The sequence below is a fragment of the Streptomyces tubercidicus genome (assembly GCF_027497495.1).
Classification (GTDB): Bacteria; Actinomycetota; Actinomycetes; order Streptomycetales; family Streptomycetaceae; genus Streptomyces; species Streptomyces tubercidicus.
Genome location: NZ_CP114205.1, coordinates 6239842 through 6254981 on the forward strand (window position 1 = coordinate 6239842; position 15140 = coordinate 6254981).

A 15140-nucleotide genomic window follows, 5' to 3' on the forward strand; every position below is an offset into this window, starting at 1 on the left:
CTCCCCGCAGTCCCTACGGCTTGCTGTTCCGTCTCCGCCCGCAGCCCTCCGGCCTGCTATCACGCCTCCGGCCCCGCAGCCTCTCCGCCCTCGCAAGCCCGTACGGACTCTGTCGCGCCTCCGGCCCCGCAGCCCCTCCGCCTCCGCAGCCCCCCGGCCTGCAGCCGCTACGGCCTGTTGTTGCGTCTCCGGCCCATGCCGTTGCGTATGTCGAACGCGTCGTTGCGGCCTCGGTCAGGGGTGTAGGGCGGTACGTCCTTGCCCGGCTGGTAGTGCGCTCCCTGGCGGATGTGGCGGATCACCAATGCCAGGTCCGTGGCCGCCACCATCGCCAGCGCGGCACACGCGGCGGCCCACTCCGGCCTACCGGCGTTGACGAAGGCCACGGCTCCGGCGATCGTCCACAGCAACCCCCACAGCGCCAGCCCGCAACGGATTTTCAGTGGGCTGCGTGCATGAAGGGGCTCATCTCCTGTACGCATCGGAACCCATCTCCCACCTCCAGGATCCTCCCGTTCGATGAGCCAGTCACCAGCCGCCGGCACCTCTTTCCACACTTTTCACCCTCTGCTCCCCGGGTTTCTCCGTGGTGGGGCGTGGGTCGCCGGCGGGGTGGCTGTTGATCCACGAAAGCCCGCCGAGGTCGAGCAGCGATCGGGCGCGGGTCACGGCGACGTAGGCCAAGCGCGCCTCGTCGATGTCGATCGGGCCGGGGACGGGGGTTCCGTCCTCGTGGCGCTCGTCGTGGTCTTCGGGGGCGGTGAAATCGTCGGCGATGCGCACGCGCGCCCACTCCCGGCCCTTGGCCCGATGAGCCGTGGACACCGTCACCTCGGCGGAGTCCTCGGGGGAGAGCCGGTCCAGGGCACACAGCAGTGTCTCCGTGCCGTGCTCGTCGACGAGCTCCACCAGGGGCAGCAGATCCCGTCCGGCCGGGTCGAACTCCGCGTACTCGCGTAGTTCGCCCCAGGTCTCGAAGAGCATCAGTTCCGGGTGTGCCGTGCGGCGTCCGGACTCAAGGTCGTGTGCGGCGCGGGCAAGGGCGCTGAGTGCCTCGCCGCCGCCGGCCAGCGCGACCCGGCGGTTCGCGTCCAGCTGTCGTATCACCTCCACCATCGCTCCCACATTGGTCCGGCACAGGACCGCGTCCGGCGCACGGGCCGTGCCCAACTCCGTCTCCAGGCCGGGTGACCCTGTGAGCCGGATCGGTGCGCCGATGATCGTGAGCCAGCGATTGGCCTCGGCGGCGAGCGAGGGGCCGAAGCGGAACGAGCGGGAGAGGCTGAGCTGTCGGCCGTCGAATCCGGTCATCACGTCGCGCGCGCCGCGCCAGCCGTAGATGGCCTGGGCGGAGTCCCCGACCAGCACCAGCTGAGCGTGGTCACCCTGGGCCGTGAAGACCTGCTCGACCACGGGGTTGGTGTCCTGTGCCTCGTCGAGGAGCAGGAAGTCCGCCGGGATGACGGGATCACGCAGTGCCCACATCTTGAGGTAGTGGTCATGCTCGAAGCGGACCACGCCGTGATCGGGGCGCTGTAAATCGGCCCAGGCCTTGCGCGCGTAGGGGAGGGTGAGCTCGGCGAGCTGTGCCCGCAGCGGCTCGGTTTCGGCTCCGCGCAGGGGCGGGACGTGGTGCGGGGCGATCTCGGTGTCTGCCGACTGGCAGAAGCGGGTGACGGTGCGCAGGACCGTGTGGGAGAGCGCCCTGTTGGTGATCTTGCGCGCTCCGAGGCGTACGGACATGTCCTCGTCGATGCCCAGGGCCGCGCCCGTGCGCCAGCCCGCTTGCCGTGGGGCGTTCATCCGCGCCTGGTAGTCCCTGCCGACGGAGGTGTAGGCGAGGGCATGGGCGGTCCCGCAGGTCACCTCGGTGGGGAAGGCTCGGGCGGCCTGGCGTGCGACAGCTCTGTTGAAGGCGATATAGCGGCCCCGTCGGCCCTGCCGCCGCGCGGTGCGGGCGAGCAGTGCGAGGGTCGTGGTCTTGCCGGTCCCGGCGCCGGCCTGGATCACGAGATGTGCGCCGGTCGGGAAGGCCTCCGTCGCGGCGGCTTGTTCGTGCGTGGGGGTGTGCGTGTGCATGAGCGCTCCTCACCGATATCGAGCTGGTCGATCACTGAGAGTGATGACCTCGCTCACCGTAGCGGATTTCGGTGTGCGGGCAAGGAGATTTTCGTGGGCTGTGGATAACTCCGGCCGGTGTGCGGAAAGCGCAGGTGGGAGGCGTTGTCAGTGCTGTCTGGTTCCATCGGACTCAGGCAGCGGCGGTCCGGCGATCGTCGGCGGGCCGGGGCGTCGCGGGGTGCAATGACCGCCGTCCGCGGCGGAGGCGCAGACGCGGGAGAGGGGCGCGGGAGACGCAGTGGGGACGACCGTAGACTCGCAGGTCGGGGGTTCAGGGGCAGGGCGGGCGCGGCAGGCTCGGGGAGCGCCGCGATCGGGGCGGAACGACCAGGTAGTCGACCAGACGGTTAGGGATGGCATGGCGAGGCGGTGGGAGACGGTGGCGGGGGAGCCCCGGTCGTCGAACGGCCCGTCGGCGGACGTGCCCGGGGGTGTGGGGGAGGGGGACGGAACCGGCGATGTCGCCCTGGCCGGCTGTGCCGTGGTCTTTCTGCCCGCACAGCCGCCGCGCGCCGGGAAGGTCGCTCTCTGGCGTCCTGATGGCGGCCCGCTTCCGGATCTCGTCGCCCGAGGAGGCGAGGAGGGGGCGTGGGGCGGGCCCGGGGGTGCGGAGCAGGGGACGTTGAGCGTCGCCCGTCGCTACGGGAACGGCGCCCGCAGCCATACGGTCCCCGCCGTGCTGCTCCCGGTGGCCGAGACGGTCCCCTTGCTGGTTCGTGCCCGGCATGACCCGACAGCTCACCCGGCCGCCGCCTGCTGGGGTGCGGCCACCCTGCATGCGCTGCACCTCGCCGCCCGCGGCCGCATGCTGCCCGGACTGACCGCCGAGGACACCGACGCCTGGCGCGCGGGCCCACTCGACGCCGAGGACATCGCGCACCTCCGGGCCATCGCCGCCGCCATGCCCGCCGACGCCTATGCCGTGCCGATCCCCGGCAGTCGTCCTCTTCAGGTGACCGATCCCGCGGTCCTGGTACGGCTGTACGTGGACGCGGTCATCGATGCGCTGCCCCGCACCCCCGCCGCCGGACTGGTGGCCGGTGCCCCGTACGCCGCGAGCGCGCCTCAACACCTCCCCGGCGCCCGGGAATGGGCCGCCGAGGTCGCGGCCGGTGTCGATGCGGGCGTACGGCTCTCCCTGCGCCTCGACCTCGCACCGCACAAGCTCTTCGACATGGCGGAGGGGAGCCCGGTCGGCGGCGCCGAAGAGCGCAGCGCGGCCGCCGCCGTCCTCCAGGTGCACAGCCTCACCGACCCCACCCTGGTCGCCGACGCCCGGGACCTGTGGGAAGGCGAAGGTCCCGACCATTTCGGGCCGCGCTCCCGTGTCGACACCCTCCTCGCCCTGCGTCGCGCTGCCCGTATCTGGGCGCCGCTCACCCGTCTCCTGGAGCGGGCCGTGCCCGACGTACTGCCGCTCGGCGAGGACGAGTTGTACGAGCTGCTGGGGGATGCCGCGCCACGCCTGGGTGCTGCCGGCGTCAGCATCCACTGGCCCAAGGAACTCGCCCGCGGCCTGACCACCGCGGCGGTGCTGCGCCCGGCACCGGGCTCGGCCGCGGACGGCTTCGGCTTCTTCGACACCCGTGAACTGCTGCAATTCCGCTGGCAGATGGCGATGGACGGCGTGCCGCTGACCGAGGCGGAAATGGACGCCCTCGCCGAGGCGCACCGCCCCGTCGTCCGGCTGCGTGACCAGTGGGTCCTGGTGGACCCCGGGCTCGTCCGTAAGGCCCGTAAACGCGAACTGGGCTATCTGGAGCCGGTCGACGCCCTCGCCGCGACACTCCACGGCACCGCTGAGGTGGATGGCGAGGAGGTCGAGGTGGTGCCCCAGGGTGCCCTTGCCGCACTGCGCGGCCGCCTCACCACCGAGGCACGCCCCCTGCCCCAGCCGTCCGGACTGCGGGCCACTCTCCGTGACTACCAACTACGGGGCATGGCCTGGCTCGACACCATGACCTCCCTCGGTCTCGGTGGATGCCTCGCCGACGACATGGGCCTGGGCAAGACCCTCACCGTCATCGCGCTCCATCTGCACCGGCGGCCGAGCGCGCCGGTCCTCGTGGTCTGCCCGGCCTCCCTGCTGGGCAACTGGCAGCGCGAGATCGAGCGCTTCGCCCCCGGTACGCCCGTGCGCCGCTTCCACGGCGCCGGCCGCAGCCTGGACGGCCTGGACGGCGGCTTTGTGCTGACGACCTACGGGACGATGCGCAGCAGCGCCACCCAGCTGGCCGGGCGGTCATGGGCCTGGATCGTGGCCGATGAGGCCCAGCACGTGAAGAACTCGCGCTCCTCGACGGCCAAGGCGCTGCGCGGCATCAAGGCCCCCGCCCGGATCGCCCTCACCGGCACGCCCGTGGAGAACAACCTCTCCGAGCTGTGGGCCCTCCTCGACTGGACGACCCCCGGCCTCCTCGGGCCGCTCAAGACGTTCCGCGCACTGCACGCCCGTGAGGTCGAGGGCGGCGAGGACCCGGCGGCGGCCGAACGGCTGGCCAGGCTGGTGCGCCCGTTCATTCTGCGCCGCAAGAAGTCCGACCCGGGGATCGTTCCCGAACTGCCGCCCAAAACGGAGACGGACCACCCGGTGGCACTGGGGCGCGAACAGGCCGCGCTCTATCAGGCCGTCGTCCGCGAAACCCTCACCCGGATCGAGACCGCCGAAGGCATCGCCCGCCGCGGCCTGGTCATGAAGCTGCTCACCGCCCTCAAGCAGATCTGCAACCACCCCGCGCAGTATCTGAAGGAGGCCGCACCCGGTCTCGCCGCCCGCTCCGGGAAGCTCGAACTCCTCGACGAACTCCTGGACACCATCCTCGCCGAGGGCGGCGCCACCTTGATCTTCACCCAGTACGTGGGCATGGCGCGGCTGCTCGAACGCCACCTGGCCACCCGCGGCATCCCGGCGCAACTCCTGCACGGCGGCACCCCCGTAGCCGAACGGGAGAGGATGGTAGACCGCTTCCAGTCCGGGCACGCCCCGGTCTTCCTGCTGTCCCTGAAGGCGGCGGGCACCGGCCTGAATCTGACCCGCGCCGGGCATGTGATCCACTACGACCGCTGGTGGAATCCGGCGGTGGAGGAGCAGGCCACCGACCGCGCCTACCGCATCGGCCAGACTCAGCCCGTGCAGGTCCACCGGCTGATCGCCGAGGGCACGGTCGAGGACAACATCGCCCAACTCCTCAGCGCCAAACGGGCGCTCGCCGACGCGGTGCTCTCCGGCGGCGAGACCGCGCTCACCGAGCTCTCCGATGCCGAACTGGCCGACCTCGTCTCTCTCAGGAGGCCCGGATGACCCCTCGCCGCACCTCCGGGCGCGCCGCCGCCGCGGACCGGCTGGCCCGCGCGGACCGCTCCCGTACCTTCCCGCCGCTGCCGGCCCGGTCCGGTGCCCGGGGGCTGTTCGCCGAATCCTGGTGGGGCAGCGCGTGGCTGGACGCGCTGGAGACCACCGCCCTCGACAGCGCCCGGCTCGCCCGCGGCCGGACCTACGCCCGCGACGGCCATGTCGACACCATCAACGTCACCCCGGGCCGTGTCGTCGCCACCGTACGCGGCAGCAGACCCCGGCCCTACAGCGCCGACATCCGACTCCGGACCCTCAGCGACGAGGAGTGGGACCGCCTCCTGGAGGCCATCGCCGCGGAGCCGGACCACCTGACCGCCCTGCTGGCCAAGAAGCTGCCCCGGGCGCTGGCCGAGGGCGAGACGCCGCTCCTCCCCGGGCCGGGCGACCTCGTCCCCCGATGCTCGTGTCCCGATGACGGCCGGCCCTGCAAGCACGCGGCCGCACTCTGCTTCCAGGTGGCCCGCCTTCTGGACGCGGACCCGTTCGTGCTGCTGCTGATCCGCGGCCGCGGTGAACGCGAACTCCTCGACGACCTCACCCGCCGCAACGCCGCCCGCACCGCAGACGAAGCCCGCGCCCACACGGTCGCCGCCACGCTGCCGCCCGTGCATGGCCAGGGGCCCCAGGCCCGTGCAGCGACGCCAACTGTTGCCCCAGGGTCGGCCGTTGAGGCGGCCACCGGCGGGCGTGCTGCACCGGGGACGTCCACGCCGCCCGGTGTCCTGGCCAGAGTGGCGCTCGCCGACCGCCCCCGGCCGCCGCTCCCGCCACCGTTGCCGGTGCCCCCACGGCCCGGCCGCCCGCCGGCCCTGCCGGACGGCGACGGCCTGCCCTTCGACCCCGCCGCCCTCGAATTCCTGGCAGCCGACGCCGCCGCCCGCGCCCACGCCTGTGTGTCCGCCGCCGGGCCCCCGAGCCCCGGCTCCGTACGCCCGCCTGTTCACAGCCCGTTCCCGTCGCTGCCCCCATGGGAGGACGCCATCCGTCTGACGGCCACCGCCCACCCCACCGCCGGCCTGACCTCCACCACCCGCACCCTGTACCGCGATCTCGCCGCGGCGACCGGCCGTACGACCACGGACGTGGCCCGCTCCGTCGCCGCCTGGCGGCAGGGCGGACCCGAAGGACTCGCCCTCCTGGACACCACTTGGAACCCCCCGGCCGGCGACTTCGACCGGGCCCGCAGCGCCCTCCTGGCCGCAGACCTCCCGTCCCTGCGCCCGCGCCACAACCGCCTCACCGACCCGGACCGCGGCATCCAGCTCCGCTTCGGCCACGACCACCGCTGGTATCCCTACGAAGCCGAGCCCGGCACCGACGACTGGTGGCCCACCGGCCCGGCCGACCCCGACCCCGTGGGCGCCCTCACCGCCCTGCTCGCGCGATGACTAACCTCGACGCCGTGGAAGGTCTCGACGCACTCACCCGGTCCCTCGCCCAGCGCACCCCCGAACAGCTCGCCGCGCTCCTCACCCGCCACGCCGAGCCGCTCGCCCGCCGGCCCGCCCCCACCGAACTACGCGGACTGGCAAGCGCCCTGTGGTCGTACGAAACCCTCCACCAACTGGTGCTGCACCTCGACCACCCCCGGCTCCAGGTGCTCACCGCCGCCGCCCGCATCAGCCAGGAGCGCGCCCGGAACGCCGCCGCCGGCCCCGCCGCCCCCGCGCCGGGCGCCGACTACCAGTCCCTGATGGCACACCGGCTGTCCTTCGCCCACCTGGCCAGTGAACCCGTCCCGCCCGAGGACGTCTTCGCCGCCCTCGGCGGCACCTCTCCCGGCCGGACCCGCAGCGTTGCCGAAACCGCCCTGCACGCCCTGTACGACGACGGGCTCGCCGCGCCGACCGAGGACGGCGCGATCGTCGTCCCGCCGCGCACCCCGCAACTCCTGGCCGCCCACCACCCCGGCCCGCTCCTCCCCGACGCCCCGCGCCCCGTCCCGGAGGACCCTGCCGGGCCCGCGACGCCCGCCGCGGCCGTCCCGCCGACCTCACCGCACGACGAATCCCGGGCCGCCGCGGCGACCCTCGCCGCCACCCTGGACCGCCTGCTGGCCTCCCTGGCGACGCAGCCCGCCGCGCTGCGCAAGTCGGGCGGGCTGGCCGTACGGGAGATCAAACGGCTGGCCAAGGCGGCCGGCGCCACCGAACCGCACACCCGCCTCCTGCTCGACCTGGCGCTCGCCGCCGACCTGATCGCGCTGACCCGTACCCCGTCCGGCATCACCGCGCTCCCTACTGGTGCCTACGACGACTGGCTCGCCCGTCCGCCCGGCGCCCGCCTCGCCCCCGTCCTGGCCGCCTGGTCAGGGCTGTGGGACATCCCCACCCACACCCCGTTCGGCGAGACCCCGACCGCACTGGTCCGCGGCCACGACCGGCACGCGCCGGCCCTCCGGCACGCCCTCCTCGCCGCCCTGGCCACCGTCCCCCACGGCGCGGGAGCCCCCCTCCCGCCCCTGCCGTTCACCGAACCCCCGGAACAGGAGACCGGCAGCCACAGCCCATGGCAGGACCTCCTCCGGGCAGCGGACTGGCACCGCCCCCTCGCCGTCACCCACCAGCCGATGGCCGGGGAACGTGCCGCCCACACCCTCCACGAAGCGGCCTACCTGGGCCTGACCGCCCATGGCACCCTCACCCCGCTCGGCCACGCCCTGCTCGCCGACCCCCGGTCGCTGGACGGACCGCTCACCGATCTGCTGCCGCCGCTCCTCGAACAGGCCCATTTCCAGGCCGATCTGACCGCGGTGGTGCCCGGCCGCCCGGCCGCCGCGCTCGCCGCACTGCTCACCTCCGCGGCCGACCGCGAATCCGAAGGCCACGCCGTGACCTGGCGCTTCACCCCCACCTCCGTACGCCGCGCCCTGGATACCGGCCATACCGCCGACACCCTCCTGGAGGACCTCACCCGCGCCTCGGCGACCGGCCCGCTGCCGCAGCCACTCGGCTACCTCATCCGCGACACCGCCCGCGCCCACGGCCGGATGCGTGTCCTGCCCGCCGCCTGCTGCATCCGCTCCGACGACGAAGCCCTCGTCAAGGAACTCGCCGCCCACCGGGCCCTGCACGACCTCGGGCTGCGCGCCATCGCCCCGACCGTCCTGGTCAGCGCCCGGCCACCGGCCGCCACCCTGGACGCGCTGCGCGCCGCCGGTTACGCACCGGCCCTGGAATCCGACACCGGCACCACGACCGTCGAACGCCTCCCCACCCACCGCGCCACGGCACCCGTCCCCGCCCGTGATCACCGGGCGCCGCTCGCCCTCGCCCACCGCCTCCTGGGGGTCCCGGCACCACCCCACGAGGCCCCAAAGTCCGGCGGCGCATGACCCGTTGGCCGCGGGGCGCGCCTCCGGACGGTGCCAGGGACGCTCCGGGAGGGACGCCGCGCGCCCGGCGGACCACCGGGCGGACGGGCCCCACGGCCATGCCGTCAGCCGTCAGCCGGTTTCCTTCGGGTCGCCCCGCCTATCCGGCGCAGCGCCGTCGGCCCGAAGCTGAGCGGGCGGGGGAGGCGCCGGGGGCCGGGCGCGGAGCCCGGAGGGCGAGGCGGGGCCGGGGGCTGCCCAGGAGCGGGCGGCGCGGCCGAGAGCGCGGCGGCCGCCCGCGCCGAGAGGGCTGGGGCGGCACCGGCCGCCGGAGGCTGCGGACCAGCGGCGGACGGGCCTCCGGGCGCGGCCGTCAGCGGTGCTGTGACCGGCTCGGGCGACGCCTGCCGGCCCGGTGTGCCGACGGCCGTGAGCCGGGGCCGTGCCGTCCCCCGGAGCAGACCGAGCGCGGCAGCGGGGCGCAGGAGCGGGGAAGCGGGCGCGGTGGGCGCGAGGACATCGAGGTAGGCGCGGCGGACGGACCGGCCGGCCGTGGTGGAGGGGAGCTTTTCGCCGGTGGCCACGGACCACGGTTCCTGGCCGAGGCGTCCGATGGCCCGCTGCGTCTTCCGGGCGAGTGAGGGCTCGTCCACTCCATGCCGCCGCAGTGCCGCGCGCAGCGCGGTGGCACCGTGGGCGGCGAGGGACAGGCCCAGACCGCAGTCGTGGGCGAGCGAGACCACCGCGCCCCCAAGGGCGATGAACCCCGTGGGCCAGGAGGGCAGTTGCTCATAGTGCCGCCGCCGGTCCGAGGTGTCGCGGGTGACCCGTACCTCGCTCAGCGGCTCGGCCTCGGCGACGAGGTCACCGATGGCGGAGAGGCCCGTGCGGCGGGCGAACGGCACGAACCGGCCCGCGTGTTCGGAGGGCCGGTCGTCCCCGGCACCGGTGAGCGTGACCAGCCAGCGTCCGCCTTCGATCGGAACCAGCGTCGCCGTCCTCCCGGGAGCCGGGCGCTGCCGTGCCCCAGGAACGGAGAGCGGACCGGCGAGCGCCGAACGGGAGGTGAGCACCGGGCAGTTCTCCGCGCCCTCCGTGGCGCGGAAGATACGGGTCGCCGAGACGATCCCGGAGTCCGCCACGTCCTCGTGCGCGGACGGCAGCCCCAGCGCGGTCAGCCACGCCCGGCCGGCGGAGTTCCGGCCGGTGGCGTCGACGACCAGGTCGGCGTCCAGCAGGGAGGCGGCGCCGCTGGTGGTGTCCCGGACGCGCACCCCGGTGATGTGCTCCGCGGTACCGGTCAGCTCGGTCGCTTCCGTTCCGTCGAGGACGGTGACTCCCGGGAGCGCCCGCACCTGACGGCGGATGACCCGGTCGAGCAGATCGCGGGAGCAGGCGAGCAGATACGGCGAGCGCGTGCGGCGGCCCGGCCAGGCTTTCGGGGCACGGCCGGCGAACTCCGCCGGTAACGGTATCCGGCGGGCACCCTCGGCCAGCCAGCGCGCGGCACTGCCGGGCAGCAGGGCGTCGACCAGCCGGGCGCCGTCCGTTGTCAGCAGCTGCGCGTGCCGGGCCTGCGGGAGGTCCGAGGAGCGGGCCGGGGTCCGCGGCAGCCGCTCCCGTTCGACGACGATGACAGCGGCGTGTCCGGACAGGGCAGCGGCGGCGAGCATCCCCGTGAAACCCCCACCGAGGACCACGGCGAGGTAAGGGTGTGTGAACTCCAGCCCGTTGCTGCTCGACGCGTTCATGGGCAGTCCCTTTCTTGGCAGCGGCGCGCCGTTCCCCGGCGGGAGCGGGACACGTCCAGAAAGGGCGGTGCCGCATACGGTCGGGAACGTCGGCGAGCGGCGGCCATGACGGCGTCGGTGGCGGCCGTGAAGGAGACCGTGAAGGAAGCCGCCCATACGGACGGCAGAGACGCGGAGGCGGTCCGCAGGATGCGCAGGGGTGCCGACCGCAGCGGCAGTGCGCGTTGTGGGTCCCGGCAGGCCGGCGCGAACGCCGGCCTGCCGCCCCCCGATTTCCCCATCATGATTCCCCCTCAGGCCGTGCCCGCCCCGCCCTGCGCACAGCCACGTCCTCCTCCGCCACCCGCCCGTATCACCGGGTGCGGTGGGCGGGCACAACTGCCTCGCGGAGCGTGCTCCGTCCCGGGGGACGTGGCCGTCACGTCTGGTCGACGGCGGACACATTTCGGGATCGTAGGCGGCGGCGATCACATCCGACAGCCGGGTTTGAGCGAGAGACACGAGGCAGCCACCCCCGGGATACCGATGGGTAGATACGCAGTAAAACGGTGCAATGGGCAGAAACCGTCGTGTCGTTTTCTCGCGACGCGAGAAAGCGGGCGGGCAATTCTCGCGGGAAGAGGGGCGACGGGGTCCGGAGCCCCGCAGGGTTGGCGCGAAATGATCGGGCGACGGCGGCCAGTTGGCCGCCGTGCCTACCCTGTGCGGGCACCGCACCGGAGAACCAGAGGGAGAGTCGTGCGCGCGATTGTGATGCGAGAATTCGGCGGCCCGGACGTGCTCCGGCTGGAAGACGTGCCCGAGCCCGCACCGCGCGGCGGCCACTCGCTGGTCGACGTAACCCTGGCCGGCATCAACTACGCGGATGTGCACGTACGGGGGGACTCCTACCTCGCGCCCGTCGAGCTGCCGTACGTGCCGGGGAACGAGGTCGTGGGGACCGTGGACGGCGGGCGGCGCGTCGTCGGACTGTGCCGCGGCGGCGGATACGCGGAGCGGACGCTGCTGCACCGCCGCGTCACCTGGGACATCCCCGACGCCATCAGCGACGAACAGGCCGTTGCACTGGCGCTGCAAGGCAACAGCGCCTGGCATCTGCTGTTCACCTCGCTGCGCCTCACCGAGGGCGAGACCGTTGTCGTACCGGCCGCGGCGGGGGGCGTCGGATCGCTGGCCGTCCAGCTCGCCGCGCGCGCCGGCGCCAGGGTCATCGCTCTCGCGGGCTCCCCGGAAAAGCGCACACTGGCCGGGGAACTGGGCGCCCACGCGGTGGTGGACTCGACCGCCGAGGACCTGACGGAGCGCATCCTGGACGCGGCCGGCGGCCCCGTGGCGGCGGCGCTGGAGATGACCGGCGGCGTCACCTTCGAGCGGACTCTCGCCGCCGTCGCGCCGCGCGGCCGGCTCGCGGTGTACGGGTTCGCCGGGGGCGAGCTGGCGAGCGTGCCCACCCGGGAGCTGATGGAGCGGAGCATCACCGTCTCGGGTTTCTGGCTGCCGCAGCTCTACGCGGACCGTACGGCCCTGCCGACGTCCATGCGGGCCCTGTTCGACGCGGTCGCCGAGGGCACTCTCAAGCCGCTGACCGGCGCCGTCTACGGGCTCGGGGAGGCGGCGCGGGCGCACCACGAGCTGGCCGCACGCACCCCGACCGGGAAACTGGCGCTCGACGTCACCCGCTGACGCGGATGGACCCGGGGGCCGGATGGGTACCGGGGCTGTGGGAGCACAGTCCGGGGCCGTCCACCGGGAGCAGCGGGCAGCGGGGGCCCGTACCGTACATGCCGCGCGCCTCCGGGCGCGGATCACTGCCAGGGGAGAGAGCACACGATGGGTCACCGCACCACAGCCACGGGAGCGCAGGCGCCGGCCGCCGCGTCCGCCACCGGTGTGGCGCCGCGTACCGCGGGCCACTCCAAGAAGGCGCACCAGACGCCCAAGGGCACCTCGTCCGCGGGCTCGCGGGCGTCGGGATCCGGCCATGCCGAGCGGGTCTTCCTCGTGCAGACGGCCTTCGCCGAGCTGGGCGGATCCGCCCACGGACCCGGTGAGATCGCCGAGTTCACCGGCCTGGACGACTCCGTCGTCTACCGCATCCTGCAGTCCGGTATCTACCAGCGGATCTTCGAGCGGGTGGACCGCGGCCTCTACCGGCTGCGGACCTCGGCCGCCCAGCTCGCCTTCACCGCGCTCGACCACCGGCTCGACGGCGGGATCTCGCAGACGGTGCTCCGCGATCTGCGGAGGGCCACCGATGGCGGACTGGCGTTCCTCTACATGGTGGCCCCGTTCTCCGGCGCCCAACGGCAGTGCGTCGATATGGCCGTCGGCGACTCCGACCTCGCGGAGCTGGGCATGACACCGCGCGATGTGCTGTCCGTGACGCGTTCCCTGCGCACCGGCGCCTCCGGGCGGACGATCCTCGCCTACCTGCCGGAGGTGCTCCAGCAGCGGGTGCTGGCCGAGCCCGTACCCGACCAGGCGGGACCCGGCGTCTACCGGGACAACGAGGCGCTGCTGGACTCCCTCGCGGAGGTACGCGACCTCGGATACGCGCTCGGCTACGAGGAGTGCATGGCGGGCTGGAACTCCTGCGCGGCGCCGATCATCTGGGACGGCTCCATCATGGGAGCGGTCCTGCTCCTCAAGCTCAAGTCCGTGATGCCGGCGGCACCGGAGGGCGTCATCGAGGCGACCAAGGAGGCGGCGGCCGAACTCAGCCGCTACGGGGCGGCCCGGCCGGACGCGGACCAGGACTGACGCGCGGCCCCGGGCCGCCCGACCGCTCATGAGCCGGTCCGCCTCTCCCAGGAGGCACCGGCACCTGCGTACACCTACCGATGCGACGCAAGGGGGTCTGATGGAAGCGGAGTTGGTGGCGCTCGCCACGGCGGGTGCGACGACGCTGGTGCAGCAGATGGCGACGGACGGCTGGGACGCGGTCCGCCGCAGAATGGCGGCCTTCCTCGCCCGGCGCCAGGGGACGGCGGACGAGGAGGTGCTCGAAGGCGAGCTGGAAGTCTCCCGCGCCGACTTGGCCGTGGCCAGGGAGGACGGCGACCAGGACGGGGTGGCCGGGGTGACCGCCGCCTGGCGGCTGCGGCTGCGGCGGCTGCTGAGCGAGGACCCGGCCGCGGCGGCCGAACTGCGCGCGCTGCTCGACGAGGTGGCGCCCGGACGGGCCTCCGAAACGGTGGGGGAGGTGCACAACACCATCAGCGGCGGGGTGCAGCACGGTGCGGTGATCCAGGCCGGCGTCGTCTCCGGCGTCCACTTCACCGGACCGCCGCACCGGCCGCACCCGGGCTGACGCGGGGCGGCCCGCGCCGGGTGGCCGTGCAGAATGGCGGGGTGCGGCTCGAAGCGATCACCTGGGAACGGCTCACCGACGCGCTTGCCGAGCGCCTGGTCGCGATGCCGGCGAAGGACGGGAGCCCCTGGCTGCGGGTGGCCGTCGACGGGGCTCCCGCCGCCTCGCCCGGCGAGCTGGCCGCCCGGCTCGCCGGGGCGCTGCGGCTGCGGGGGCGGGCGGTGCACAAGGCCGGTGCCTACGGCTTTCTGCGCCCCGCCTCGCTGCGGCTCGAATACGGCCGGGAGGACGCCGACGCCTACCACGACGAGTGGTTCGACCGGCAGGCGCTGTGGCGGGAGGTCTTCCGGCCGCTGGAGCCGGGCGGTACCGGGCGGGTCCTTCCGGACCTGTGGGATCCGGTGGCGGACCGGGCGACCCGCAGCGCGTACGTGGAACTGCCGCCCGGCGGCGCTCTTTTGCTGCACGGTCCGCTGCTGCTCGGTCACTGGTTTCCCTTCGATCTCGCCGTCCATCTGAAGCTGTCGCCGGCCGCGCTCGCCCGCCGCACCCCGGAGGGCGAGCGCTGGACGCTGCCCGCGTTCGCGCGCTACGAGGCCGAGACCCGGCCCGAGGAGGCGGCGGATGTCGTCGTACGGGCCGACGATCCCCGCCGTCCGGCCTGGAGCGGACCGGAGTGAGCACCCGCCCCGGCCGGAGAGGCCGCGACGGTCGTTCCCCGCTGCAGAAAACCGTAAGGCCGACCACTGACAACCGACCGTGGAGACGCCCGGCGCGGACCGCTGACCGCCGCGTGCGGGGCGGCAGTTAGCGTGGCCCTGTGAGCACTTCAATCCCTGCATCCGACGAGCCCGCCGCGCTGCCCGGCAGCCACGGCCCCACCGCCACCGCGGAGGCCCGTCCGCACTCTGTCCGCGCCGTGACGATGACCTATGCGCCGGACCCGGACGGCGACCCGGACCCCGGTGAGATCGTGTGGACCTGGGTGCCCTACGAGGAGAACGACGGCCGGGGCAAGGACCGACCGGTACTGGTCGTCGCCCGTGAGGCGGCCGGCACGCTGCTGGCCGTACAGCTGTCCAGCAAGCGCCACAGCAACGACCGGGAGTGGGTCCCGATAGGCGCCGGCCCGTGGGACCGCGCGGGGCGCGACTCATGGGTGGCCCTGGACCGGGTGCTGCGGGTGCACCCGGCCGGGATGCGGCGCGAGGCCTGCGCCCTGGACCGGGGCCGCTTCAACCTCGTCGGCAACCGGCTGCGCGAGCGTTACGGCTGGCGCTGACGCCGCCG

Annotated in this window: 11 protein-coding genes; 8 read left to right on the top strand and 3 right to left on the bottom strand. The window is 74.0% G+C overall.

All coding sequences use genetic code 11. The features are described 5' to 3' along the window. Positions 1 to 167: 167 nt before the first annotated feature. Positions 168 to 482 carry a DUF6343 family protein gene (locus STRTU_RS27195; RefSeq protein WP_167539270.1) on the bottom strand — a complete coding sequence of 105 codons (315 nt, stop codon included), beginning with the start codon at positions 480 to 482 and terminating at the stop codon, positions 168 to 170. A gap of 46 nt (positions 483 to 528) precedes the next feature. Beyond that, a complete protein-coding gene (locus tag STRTU_RS27200; protein ID WP_159747274.1) occupies positions 529 to 2079 on the bottom strand; it encodes a UvrD-helicase domain-containing protein in 1551 nt (516 codons plus the stop codon). A gap of 400 nt (positions 2080 to 2479) precedes the next feature. On the opposite strand from STRTU_RS27200, the gene STRTU_RS27205 reads away from it, so the two are divergent. Genes STRTU_RS27205 through STRTU_RS27215 form a run of 3 tightly spaced genes read left to right on the top strand, consistent with a single transcriptional unit; the run spans position 2480 to position 8810 of the window. Next, positions 2480 to 5422 carry a DEAD/DEAH box helicase gene (locus STRTU_RS27205; protein WP_174878991.1) on the top strand — a complete coding sequence of 981 codons (2943 nt, stop codon included), beginning with the start codon at positions 2480 to 2482 and terminating at the stop codon, positions 5420 to 5422. Continuing rightward, on the top strand, positions 5419 to 6864 hold the full coding sequence (locus STRTU_RS27210; protein ID WP_159747275.1) for an SWIM zinc finger family protein: 1446 nt from the start codon (positions 5419 to 5421) through the stop codon (positions 6862 to 6864). The genes STRTU_RS27205 and STRTU_RS27210 overlap by 4 nt, the downstream gene beginning before the upstream one ends. Beyond that, positions 6861 to 8810, top strand: a complete 1950-nt coding sequence (locus STRTU_RS27215) for a helicase-associated domain-containing protein (protein WP_269777397.1) — start codon at positions 6861 to 6863, stop codon at positions 8808 to 8810. The genes STRTU_RS27210 and STRTU_RS27215 overlap by 4 nt, the downstream gene beginning before the upstream one ends. 104 nt (positions 8811 to 8914) lie before the next feature. On the opposite strand, the gene STRTU_RS27220 is transcribed toward STRTU_RS27215, so the two are convergent. Further along, a complete protein-coding gene (locus STRTU_RS27220) occupies positions 8915 to 10540 on the bottom strand; it encodes an FAD-dependent monooxygenase (protein WP_159747276.1) in 1626 nt (541 codons plus the stop codon). A 738-nt stretch (positions 10541 to 11278) separates the two neighbouring features. Between STRTU_RS27220 and STRTU_RS27225 the strand changes: the two genes are divergently transcribed. The 5 genes from STRTU_RS27225 (at position 11279) to STRTU_RS27245 (ending at position 15132) form a co-directional block, all read left to right on the top strand. Then, positions 11279 to 12223 (top strand): quinone oxidoreductase family protein, encoded by a 945-nt coding sequence (locus STRTU_RS27225; protein WP_159747277.1) that lies wholly within the window; start codon positions 11279 to 11281, stop codon positions 12221 to 12223. 147 nt (positions 12224 to 12370) lie between these two features. Next, a complete protein-coding gene (locus STRTU_RS27230; protein ID WP_159747278.1) occupies positions 12371 to 13300 on the top strand; it encodes an IclR family transcriptional regulator domain-containing protein in 930 nt (309 codons plus the stop codon). Positions 13301 to 13400: 100 nt separating this feature from the next. Continuing rightward, positions 13401 to 13850 (top strand): hypothetical protein, encoded by a 450-nt coding sequence (locus STRTU_RS27235; RefSeq protein WP_159747279.1) that lies wholly within the window; start codon positions 13401 to 13403, stop codon positions 13848 to 13850. A gap of 41 nt (positions 13851 to 13891) precedes the next feature. Beyond that, positions 13892 to 14530, top strand: coding sequence for a nucleoside/nucleotide kinase family protein (locus STRTU_RS27240; protein ID WP_159747280.1), 639 nt, complete (start codon positions 13892 to 13894; stop codon positions 14528 to 14530). Positions 14531 to 14670: 140 nt separating this feature from the next. Beyond that, positions 14671 to 15132: a type II toxin-antitoxin system PemK/MazF family toxin gene (locus tag STRTU_RS27245; protein WP_159747281.1), complete on the top strand. Its 462-nt coding sequence runs from the start codon at positions 14671 to 14673 to the stop codon at positions 15130 to 15132. The last annotated feature ends 8 nt before the right edge of the window (positions 15133 to 15140 follow it).